The organism is Polaromonas sp. P3_B1 (assembly GCF_056402935.1).
In genome coordinates this window covers 23,690-32,987 of the sequence record NZ_JBFUGK010000052.1, presented here as the reverse complement: position 1 = coordinate 32,987, position 9,298 = coordinate 23,690, and the positions used below count along the sequence as shown (strand labels likewise).

10 protein-coding genes are annotated in these 9,298 nt (G+C 64.8%); 6 read left to right on the top strand and 4 right to left on the bottom strand.

Features of this window, described 5'->3' with window-relative positions:
* From infB to AC1DXS_RS22965, 6 genes are all read left to right on the top strand, one after another.
* A partial coding sequence (infB, locus tag AC1DXS_RS22990; RefSeq protein ID WP_477739759.1) for a translation initiation factor IF-2 occupies window positions 1-1,272 on the top strand: 1,272 nt, incomplete at its 5' end.
* Window positions 1,273-1,318: 46 nt separating this feature from the next.
* Entirely contained in the window at window positions 1,319-1,687 is a 369-nt protein-coding gene (gene rbfA / locus AC1DXS_RS22985) for a 30S ribosome-binding factor RbfA (RefSeq protein WP_477739758.1), read from the top strand.
* 89 nt (window positions 1,688-1,776) lie between these two features.
* Window positions 1,777-2,817, top strand: coding sequence for a tRNA pseudouridine(55) synthase TruB (gene truB / locus AC1DXS_RS22980; protein WP_477739757.1), 1,041 nt, complete (start codon window positions 1,777-1,779; stop codon window positions 2,815-2,817).
* Between the two features lie 48 nt (window positions 2,818-2,865).
* On the top strand, window positions 2,866-4,692 hold the full coding sequence (gene typA / locus AC1DXS_RS22975; protein WP_477739756.1) for a translational GTPase TypA: 1,827 nt from the start codon (window positions 2,866-2,868) through the stop codon (window positions 4,690-4,692).
* Window positions 4,693-4,808: 116 nt separating this feature from the next.
* Complete coding sequence (locus AC1DXS_RS22970) at window positions 4,809-5,684, top strand: DMT family transporter (RefSeq protein ID WP_477739755.1); 876 nt, start codon at window positions 4,809-4,811, stop codon at window positions 5,682-5,684.
* A 5-nt stretch (window positions 5,685-5,689) separates the two neighbouring features.
* Complete coding sequence (locus AC1DXS_RS22965) at window positions 5,690-6,808, top strand: enoyl-CoA hydratase/isomerase family protein (protein ID WP_477739761.1); 1,119 nt, start codon at window positions 5,690-5,692, stop codon at window positions 6,806-6,808.
* Between the two features lie 15 nt (window positions 6,809-6,823).
* On the opposite strand, the gene AC1DXS_RS22960 is transcribed toward AC1DXS_RS22965, so the two are convergent.
* The 4 genes from AC1DXS_RS22960 to smpB form a co-directional block, all read right to left on the bottom strand.
* A complete protein-coding gene (locus tag AC1DXS_RS22960) occupies window positions 6,824-7,663 on the bottom strand; it encodes an anti-sigma factor family protein (protein ID WP_477739754.1) in 840 nt (279 codons plus the stop codon).
* Window positions 7,664-7,674: 11 nt separating this feature from the next.
* Entirely contained in the window at window positions 7,675-8,199 is a 525-nt protein-coding gene (locus AC1DXS_RS22955) for an RNA polymerase sigma factor (RefSeq protein ID WP_477739753.1), read from the bottom strand.
* Window positions 8,200-8,265: 66 nt separating this feature from the next.
* Entirely contained in the window at window positions 8,266-8,637 is a 372-nt protein-coding gene (locus AC1DXS_RS22950; RefSeq protein ID WP_477739752.1) for a COG4315 family predicted lipoprotein, read from the bottom strand.
* A gap of 123 nt (window positions 8,638-8,760) precedes the next feature.
* Complete coding sequence (gene smpB / locus AC1DXS_RS22945; RefSeq protein ID WP_007865439.1) at window positions 8,761-9,294, bottom strand: SsrA-binding protein SmpB; 534 nt, start codon at window positions 9,292-9,294, stop codon at window positions 8,761-8,763.
* Between the last annotated feature and the right edge of the window lie 4 nt (window positions 9,295-9,298).

Genomic DNA, 9,298 nt, shown 5'->3' with positions numbered 1-9,298 from the left:
CTGGTGGTCGCTGCCGACGACGGCGTGATGCCGCAAACGAAGGAAGCCATCAAGCATGCCAAGGCGGCCGGCGTTCCCATCGTGGTGGCGATCAACAAGATCGACAAGCCCGATGCCAACCTGGACCGCGTCAAGGGCGAACTGGTCACCGAAGAAGTGATTCCTGAAGAGTTCGGCGGCGAGTCACCCTTCGTGCCGGTTTCCGCCCGCACGGGCGCCGGCATCGACCAGCTGCTCGAGCAGGTGCTGCTACAGGCCGAGGTGCTGGAACTGCGCGCGCCGGTCGATGCCCTGGCCAAGGGTCTGGTCATTGAAGCCCAGCTCGACAAGGGCCGCGGCCCGGTCGCGACCGTGCTGATCCAGTCCGGCACGCTCAAGGCCGGCGACGTGGTGCTGGCCGGTTCGACCTACGGCCGCGTGCGCGCCATGCTGGACGAAAACGGCAAGCCCATCAAGTCCGCGGGCCCCTCGATCCCCGTGGAAATCCAGGGCCTGACCGACGTGCCCCAGGCGGGCGACGAGTTCATGGTGATGACCGACGAGCGTCGCGCCCGTGAAATCGCCACCTACCGCGCCGGCAAGTTCCGCAACACCAAGCTGGCCAAACAGCAGGCCGCCAAGCTGGAGAACATGTTCTCCGACATCTCGGCGGGCGAGGTCAAGATGCTGCCCATCATCATCAAGGCCGACGTGCAGGGTTCGCAGGAAGCGCTGGCACAGTCGCTGCTCAAGCTCTCGACCGACGAGGTCAAGGTGCAGCTGGTGTACTCCGGCGTGGGCGGCATTTCCGAATCCGACGTCAATCTGGCGATTGCCTCCAAGGCCGTGCTGATCGGGTTCAACACCCGCGCGGACGCCCAGGCGCGCAAGCAGGCCGAGAACAACGGCATCGACATTCGCTACTACAACATCATTTATGACGCTGTGGACGAACTCAAGGCCGCCATGTCCGGCATGCTCACGCCCGACAAGAAGGAAGAAGTCATCGGCAATGCCGAGATTCGCCAGGTGTTCAAGGTCAGCAAGATCGGCTCCATCGCCGGCTGTATGGTCACCGCCGGTGTGGTTCGCCGCACCGCCCGCCTGCGCCTGTTGCGCGAGAACGTGGTCATCTTCACGGGTGAACTCGACTCGCTCAAGCGCTTCAAGGATGACGTCAGGGAAGTCAAGGAAGGCTTCGAGTGCGGCCTGAATATCAAGAACTACAACGATATCCAGGAAGGCGACATCCTCGAGTTCTTTGAAATCAAGGAAGTGGCTCGTACCTTGTAAAACGGACCAGTCCGCCGCCTTCCCGCGGCGGGCTTCCATTCATCTCATGCGTAAAAAATCATCCACCCCCAACCGCGGCTTTCGTGTCGCCGATCAGATCCAGCGCGACCTGACGGAGCTGATCGCGCGCGAGCTGAAAGACCCGCGGGTCGGGATGGTGACCATCCAGGCCGTTGAGGTGACGGCCGACTACGCGCACGCCAAGGTGTTTTTCAGCGTGCTCGTCGGCGACCCGAATGAGTGCGAGGAAGCGCTCAACCAGGCCGCAGGCTTCCTGCGCAACGGCCTGTTCAAGCGCCTGATGACGCACACGGTGCCGACCCTGCATTTCCACTTCGACCGCACCACCGAACGCGCGGCCGACATGAACGCCCTGATCGCCAAGGCGGTCTCTTCCCGCGCCCAAGACGACTGAGTTCGCGCCGTTCCCCTTGATGACAGGTTCAGGGACAACGGCGCCAACAAAGCGCCGGGTACGCCCGTGCGCCGAGCCTGTCGGAACTTATGACGCAAACTTCTTCTCATCGCCAGAAAATCCAGCGACGTCCCGTGCATGGCGTGCTGCTGCTCGACAAGCCGCTGGGCCTGTCGAGCAACCAGGCTTTGCAGAAGGCCAAATGGCTGCTGCGCGCCGACAAGGCCGGCCATACCGGCACGCTGGACCCGCTGGCCACCGGCGTGCTGCCGCTGTGCTTTGGCGCGGCCACCAAGTTCAGCCAGATCCAGCTCGATGCCGACAAGACCTACGAGGCCGTGTTGCTGCTGGGCAAGAAAACCAGCACGGCCGACGCCGAAGGCGAGGTCATAGAGATCCGGCCCGTGCCCGAGATCACGCCGGCCCTGTTGCAGGACCTGACGGCGCGCTTCACCGGCCCGCTGGCGCAGGTACCGCCCATGTACTCGGCGCTCAAGAAAGACGGCAAGGCCCTCTATGAATACGCCCGCAAGGGCCAGGAAGTCGAGCGGGAAGCCCGCCACATCACCATCTTCAAGCTGGAAATGGCCGTGGCCCACGACGAACGCGCGCCGGCCGCCATCAAGATCACCGTGCGCTGCAGCAAGGGTACTTACATCCGCACGCTGGGTGAAGACATCGGCGAGGCCATCGGCTGCGGCGCCCACCTGGGCTCGCTCAGGCGGCTGGAGACCGGCGGCTACACCACGCAGCAGTGCGTCAGCCTGCCGGCCCTGGAAGCCATGACCGAGCCCGAGCGCGAAGCCTGCCTGCTGCCGGCCCAGTCCCTGGTTTCCGCGTATCCGTCTGTCACATTGGACGCCGACAATGCGGGGCGGTTTTTAAGCGGCCTGCGCCGCCGGGGCGAGCCCGGCCAGTGGGGCGCCGACGCGCCGCTGGTGCAGGTCTATGGTCCCGCGGCGGGGCAGGGCGGCGACGCCCCGGCCTTCCTGGGCTCGGCCCACATCACGGCGGACGAGCTGATTCCGCAGCGCTTGCTGAGCCCGATTGAGATCCAGGACATTTTGAGTGCCGCGCACGGTCCCGGCGGCGCTGCGCCCGCGGGTGCAGCGGCCCTTGTTCACCATTGACAGTTTTTTGCCAGTTTTTGACGTTTTAAAGTTCCCAGAAAGCCAACCATGAGCCACAAACAGATCCGCAATATCGCCATCATCGCCCACGTTGACCATGGCAAAACCACCATGGTCGACCAGCTGCTGCGCCAGTCCGGCACCTTCGCCGAGCACGAAAAAGTGGTCGACACCGTGATGGACAACAACGCCATCGAAAAAGAACGCGGCATCACCATCCTGGCCAAGAACTGCGCCGTGACCTGGGAAGGCACGCACATCAACATCGTCGACACCCCGGGCCACGCCGACTTCGGCGGTGAAGTGGAGCGCGCGCTGTCCATGGTCGACGGCGTGGTGTTGCTGATCGACGCGCAGGAAGGCCCTATGCCCCAGACGCGTTTCGTGACCAAGAAGGCGCTGGCCCTGGGCTTGAAGCCCATCGTCGTGGTCAACAAGGTCGACAAGCCGGGCGCCAATCCCGACAAGGTGGTCAACGCCGCCTTCGACCTGTTCGACAAGCTGGGCGCAACCGATGAACAGCTGGACTTCCCCGTGGTTTACGCCTCCGGCATCAACGGCTGGTCCTCGCTCGAGGAAGGCCCGCCCAACGAACAGTGGGGCCCCGACATGTCGGCCCTGTTCAACACCATCCTCAAGCACGTGCCGTCCCAGAAGGGCGACCCGGCTGCGCCGCTGCAACTGCAGATTTCCGCGCTGGATTTCTCGACCTTCGTCGGCCGCATCGGCGTGGGCCGCATCAGCCAGGGCACCATCAAGCCCATGATGGACGTGGTCGTCATGGAAGGCCCGGACGGCAAGGCCGTCAAGGGCCGCATCAACCAGGTCCTGACCTTCCAGGGCCTGGAGCGCGTGCAGGCCACCGAAGCCGGCCCCGGCGAAATCGTGCTGATCAACGGCATTGCCGACATCGGCATCGGCGTGACCATCACCGACCCGGTCAACCCCGCGCCGCTGCCCATGCTCAAGGTCGACGAGCCGACCCTGACCATGAACTTCTGCGTCAACACCAGCCCGCTGGCCGGCCGCGAAGGCAAGTACGTCACCAGCCGCCAGATCTGGGACCGCCTGCAGAAAGAGCTGCAGCACAACGTGGCCCTGCGCGTCAAGGAAACCGACGAAGAAGGCATTTTTGAAGTCATGGGCCGGGGCGAACTGCACCTGACCATCCTGCTGGAAAACATGCGCCGCGAAGGCTATGAATTGGCCGTCTCCAAGCCGCGCGTGGTGTTCAAGGAGGTCAACGGCGAGAAGCACGAGCCTATCGAGCTGGTCACCGCCGACATCGAAGACCAGCACCAGGGCGGCGTGATGCAGGCGCTGGGCGAGCGCAAGGGCGAACTGGTCAACATGGAGCCGGACGGCCGCGGCCGTGTGCGCCTCGAGTACCGCATTCCGGCGCGCGGCCTGATCGGCTTTACCAACGAGTTCCTGAACCTGACGCGCGGCTCGGGCCTGATTTCCAACATCTTCGACAGCTACGAGCCGCACAAGGGCGACATCGGCGGCCGCAAAAACGGCGTGCTGATCTCCATGGACGACGGTGAAATCTTCACCTACGCCCTGGGCAAGCTGGATGACCGCGGCCGCATGTTCGTGCGCGCCAACGACCCGGTGTACGAAGGCATGATCGTCGGCATCCACAGCCGTGACAACGACCTGGTGGTCAACGCCACGCGCACCAAGCAGTTGACCAACTTCCGCGTCAGCGGCAAGGAAGACGCGATCAAGATCACGCCGCCGATTGAATGCACGCTGGAATACGGCGTGGAATTCATCGAGGACGACGAGCTGGTTGAAATCACGCCCAAGTCCATCCGCCTGCGCAAGCGCCACCTCAAGGAAAGCGACCGCAAGCGCGCAGGTCGCTCCTGAGCCCAGGCCACTCCGGCCGCATGATGCGGCCGGAAGTCAGCAAAGGCCGCTGCGCGCAAGCTCCAGCGGCCTTTGCTTTTATGTCCGCACAACAGCCTGAACCGATTGTCCAACCCATGAAACTCACGCATTCCCGCGCCGTTTTCCTGATGATCCTGGTGACCATGATGTGGTCGATTGCCGGGGTCGTGACCCGCCACCTGGAGTCGGCCCGCAGCTTTGAAGTCACCTTCTGGCGCAGCTTTTTCACGGTGGTGTCGCTGCTGGTCATCCTGCCGTTTTTCCAGGGCAGGGCGGTGTTCAGCAAGATCCGCAACGGCGGCTCGGCCTTCTGGTTGTCGGGTGTCTGCTGGAGCGTGATGTTCACCGCCTTTATGGTCGCGCTCACGCTGACCACCGTGGCCAATGTGCTGGTGACCATGGCGGTCAGCCCCTTCATTACCGCTTTGTTGGCGCGCGCCTTTATCGGCCAGAAGATTCCGGCACGCACCTGGCTGGCCATAGCGATGGCGGGCGCGGGTATCGCCTGGATGTACGGTGGGCAGATGGACCTTTCCAGCCATATCGGCGGCACTTTGGTGGCCCTGATGGTGCCGTTGGCCAGTGCCAGCAACTGGACGGTGGTGCAGCACAGCCGCTCGCACGGCAAGAGCGTCGACCTGGTGCCCGCGGTACTGCTGGGCGCGGCGATTTCGACGCTGGCGACCTTGCCGCTGTCGTTGCCGTTTTCCGCCACGGCGCATGACGTCGGCCTGTTGGCTGTGCTGGGCCTGGTGCAGCTGGCCATTCCCTGTGTGCTGTCGGTGATGTGCGCCGGCGTGCTCAAGGCGCCGGAAGTCGCCTTGCTGGCGCTGCTCGAAGTGATTTTCGGAATTCTGCTGGCCTGGTTCGGCGCGGGCGAGGTACCCGGCGCCAGCGTGCTGACGGGCGGGGCGCTGGTCATAGGCGCGCTGGTGGTCAATGAACTGGTCGGATGGAGGCAACGGGCATGAGCGGCATGAACACGGAGATTCGGCCCGAGGTGCTGATCGAGCGGCGCGGCAACGCCGGGCTCATCACCTTGAACCGCCCCAAGGCGCTCAATGCGCTGTCCCTGGACATGATCCGGGCCCTGTCCGCCGCCTTGCTGGCCTGGCGCGACGACCCGGCGGTCCATGCCGTGGCCATACGCGGCAGCAACAAAAAAGGCCAGCCCGGCACGCCGGAAAGCCTGTTTGGCGGCTTTTGCGCGGGCGGTGACATCCGCTTTTTTCACCAGGCGGTGTTCGCCGGCGATTCCGCGCTCGAAGACTTCTTCACCGAGGAATACGCCCTCAACCACCTGATCCATACCTACCCCAAGCCCTATGTCGCCTTTATGGACGGCGTGGTCATGGGCGGCGGCATGGGAATCAGCCAAGGCGCGCGCGTGCGCATCGTGACCGAGCACACCAAGATGGCCATGCCGGAAACCAATATCGGCCTGTTTCCCGATGTGGGCGGCGGTTATTTCCTGAGCCGTTGCCCCGGCCACGCGGGTGAGTACCTGGCGCTGACGGGGGACGTCATTGGCGCGCAAGAGGCGCTGGACTATGGGCTGGCCGACATCCAGGTCGAGGCGGCCCGCTTGCCTGAACTGTGGGATGCGCTGGGTCGCCAGGCCTTTGCCTCCGCGGCGGCGGCCGAGGCCTGGATAGCGGCGCAATGGACGGCGGGCCGTACCCGGCCAACCAAAGCCGACAGTCGCATCGACGGCTATTTTTCCCTGCAGCGCGTGAAACATATCGTCGACGCGCTGGAAACCTCACCCGACCCATGGGCGGCCAAAACCGCCGCCACCTTGCGCAAACGCTCGCCGCTGATGCTGCATGTCACGCTGGAGCAGATCCGCCGCGCGCGCGGCATGGGCCTGACCGATGACCTGCGCATGGAGCGCGACATGGTGCACCATTGCTTTCACCTGCGCCCGGGCGCGGCGAGCGAGACCGTCGAAGGCATACGCGCGCTGGCGATTGACAAGGACTACAAGCCGCGGTGGAACCCGGCCCGCATCGAAGACGTCAAGCCCGGCATGGCGGATGCGTTTTTTGCCAGCCCCTGGACGCCTGAGACGCATCCCCTGCGCGGGCTGAAGTAAACGGGCCGAGGTGGTTTAAAGCTGCTGGTACACCCGCTGCGCCAGCTTCATCAATTCATCGCGCGAGACGGCGCCGCTCAGCGCATACCCAAACCCCTGGTCCACCCAGTAAAACGAGGGCACCGGGCCGTCGCCGCTGTAGCGGAAGGCGGTTTCCTGTGTGGCCTGGGATTGCGGCTGGGAGGCCGCATCGATGGCGCCCAGGTACAGCGTCAGGCGCAGGCCGGCCGCGTTCTGGAACATGAATTGTGCGCGGGCGCCGCCGTCACCCGAGAGCAGCCTGCCGCCAACCAGCTCATAACCTTCGGCCGCCAGCACCGGCACTTTCAGCGGCCGGCCCACGCGCTTGGACAGCCACTGCACAAGATGGTCTTGCTGCGCGGCCGTGACTTCGACGGGGTGGCGTACCTCGGGAGAAAACACCGCATGCGCGAGCGAGGCCTGATGCACAAACGACTGCGCCGAGCGGACCTGGGCAGAGGCAAGGTGCTGCTGCGCCGGGCCGCTTAGCTGTCCGTGCGACAGCCAGCCCACACCAAAGGCCAGCATCACGGCCGCGGCCATGCCGCCCCAGTGCTGCCATTGCTCAATTTGCTGCTTGCCTGCCTGGCTGCGGCGCGCGGCGGCCAGCAGCGTGTCGGGGATGGCTTCGTCCAGCAAGGGACGGTGCAGGGCGCGCAAGGCCTCGCGCTGGGCCCTCCAGGCCCGCAGGGTCTCGCGCGCAGCGGCGTCTTCGCCCAGCTCCGCTTCGAGTTCAGCCCGCCGGGCCGGTGGCAGGTGGTCGTCGACCAGGGCGTTGATCCGGTCGTGCAGGGCTTCGCCTTGGATGTGCGATGTGTCGTGGGGTTTTTCCATGGGTGCTGCCTTTACTTCAGTCGCCTGAGCTGGGCCGGTGCGGCGGCGGCCACCGGCGCCGGGCCGTCCATCAATTCGCGCAAGCGGCTGCGCGCACGCGACAGCCGGGACATCACCGTTCCGACCGGCACGCCGGTGATCCTGGCGACTTCCTCATAGCTGAGGTCTTCGAGGCTGACCAGCAACAGCACAGCCCGCTGGTCTTCAGGCAGGCGCAGCAGGCAGCGCTGCAGGTCCAGCGACTGGGCGGTGCCGGCTTCGGGCGCCGCAAGCTCGTTCTCGACCTCATCAACATTGACTGTGGCGCCCGCGGCCACCTGCCGCAGGGAGCGCCGGACCTGGTTGACGAAGATGTTGTGCATCAGCGTGAACAGCCAGGCGCGCAGGTCGCTGCCCACCGCCCACAGCCGCCATTTGGAGCAGGCCCGCTCCAGCGTGTCCTGCACCAGGTCGTCGGCCGCCCAGGCGTCGCCCGTCAGCGCGCGCGCATAACGGCGCAGGCTGGGGATGTGGTCGGTCAGCGGAAAGTGGGTCATGCGCAGTGCAAAAGCCTGCTGTCATCGTAACCAGGCAGGGCAGGGGCGGGCAGCAGCGCCGTGGCGTCAGGGTTTTGCGACGTGCCAGACGGTCCCCACGTTGTCGCCGGTCTTGTCGCCCGGCTTGCTGTCCTTGGCCCAGTAATACAGCGGCTTGCCCTTCATGGCCCATTGTTTCTTGCCGTCGTCGCGGGTGATCACCGTGTAGTCGCCGGCCGCTTTGTCGGCATCGCCGGCCATCAGGGGCGGCCAGTTGGTGGCGCAGGGGCCGTTGCAGACGGATTTGCCGCTGTTGGCGGCGTCGCGGTCGAAGACATACAGCGTCATGCCGTTGGGGCCGACCAGCACGCCGTCGGCAACGCTCGGGGTGGGGGTGGTCATGGAGGCGCAGCCGCCGAGCAGGGCAGCCGCCAAAAGGGCGGTGGACAGCAGTTTCATGGAGTTCTCCGGTGTGGTGTTATGGGCGTTTTCGCTTGTACAGCACGCATGTGCATGCGGCTGCACAGGGATAAACACCGGCCGGGGCCGGTTTATTCCATCGCCGGAGAAAAAAAGCCGCCGTCAGCGGTTGCGGGACTTCATCGCGCGTTCGACCTCGCGCTTGCCTTCGCGGTCCTTGATGGTGTCGCGCTTGTCGTGCTCGCCCTTGCCCTTGGCCAGGCCGATCTCGCATTTCACCTTGCCGGCTTTCCAGTGCATGTTCAGCGGCACCAGGGTGAAGCCTTTTTGCTCGACCTTGCCGACCAGCCTGCGGATTTCTTCCTTGTGCATCAGCAGCTTCTTGGTCCGCACTGAGTCGGGCCGCACATGGGTGGAGGCCGTGCCCAGCGGGTTGATCTGGCAGCCGATGATGAACAGCTCGCCGCCGCGCACCACGACATATCCGTCGGTAAGTTGAACCTTGCCTTCGCGCAGGGACTTCACTTCCCAGCCTTCGAGCACCATGCCGGCCTCAAAGCGTTCCTCGATGTGGTAATTGAAGAGGGCTTTTTTGTTGTCGGCAATGCGCACGGCGGCGGCAGCGGCCTTGGGGGACAGCTTGGCGGAAGGCGTTGCGGCCGTTTTTTTGGAGGAGGATGCTTCTTTGGTGGCCATKGAT

Coding starts and splice junctions, on each gene's coding strand:
- rbfA (WP_477739758.1), top strand. CDS start 1,319: ATGCGTAAAAAATCATCCACCCCCAACCGCGGCTTTCGTGTCGCCGAT.
- truB (WP_477739757.1), top strand. CDS start 1,777: ATGACGCAAACTTCTTCTCATCGCCAGAAAATCCAGCGACGTCCCGTG.
- typA (WP_477739756.1), top strand. CDS start 2,866: ATGAGCCACAAACAGATCCGCAATATCGCCATCATCGCCCACGTTGAC.
- AC1DXS_RS22970 (WP_477739755.1), top strand. CDS start 4,809: ATGAAACTCACGCATTCCCGCGCCGTTTTCCTGATGATCCTGGTGACC.
- AC1DXS_RS22965 (WP_477739761.1), top strand. CDS start 5,690: ATGAACACGGAGATTCGGCCCGAGGTGCTGATCGAGCGGCGCGGCAAC.
- AC1DXS_RS22960 (WP_477739754.1), bottom strand. CDS start 7,663: ATGGAAAAACCCCACGACACATCGCACATCCAAGGCGAAGCCCTGCAC.
- AC1DXS_RS22955 (WP_477739753.1), bottom strand. CDS start 8,199: ATGACCCACTTTCCGCTGACCGACCACATCCCCAGCCTGCGCCGTTAT.
- AC1DXS_RS22950 (WP_477739752.1), bottom strand. CDS start 8,637: ATGAAACTGCTGTCCACCGCCCTTTTGGCGGCTGCCCTGCTCGGCGGC.
- smpB (WP_007865439.1), bottom strand. CDS start 9,294: ATGGCCACCAAAGAAGCATCCTCCTCCAAAAAAACGGCCGCAACGCCT.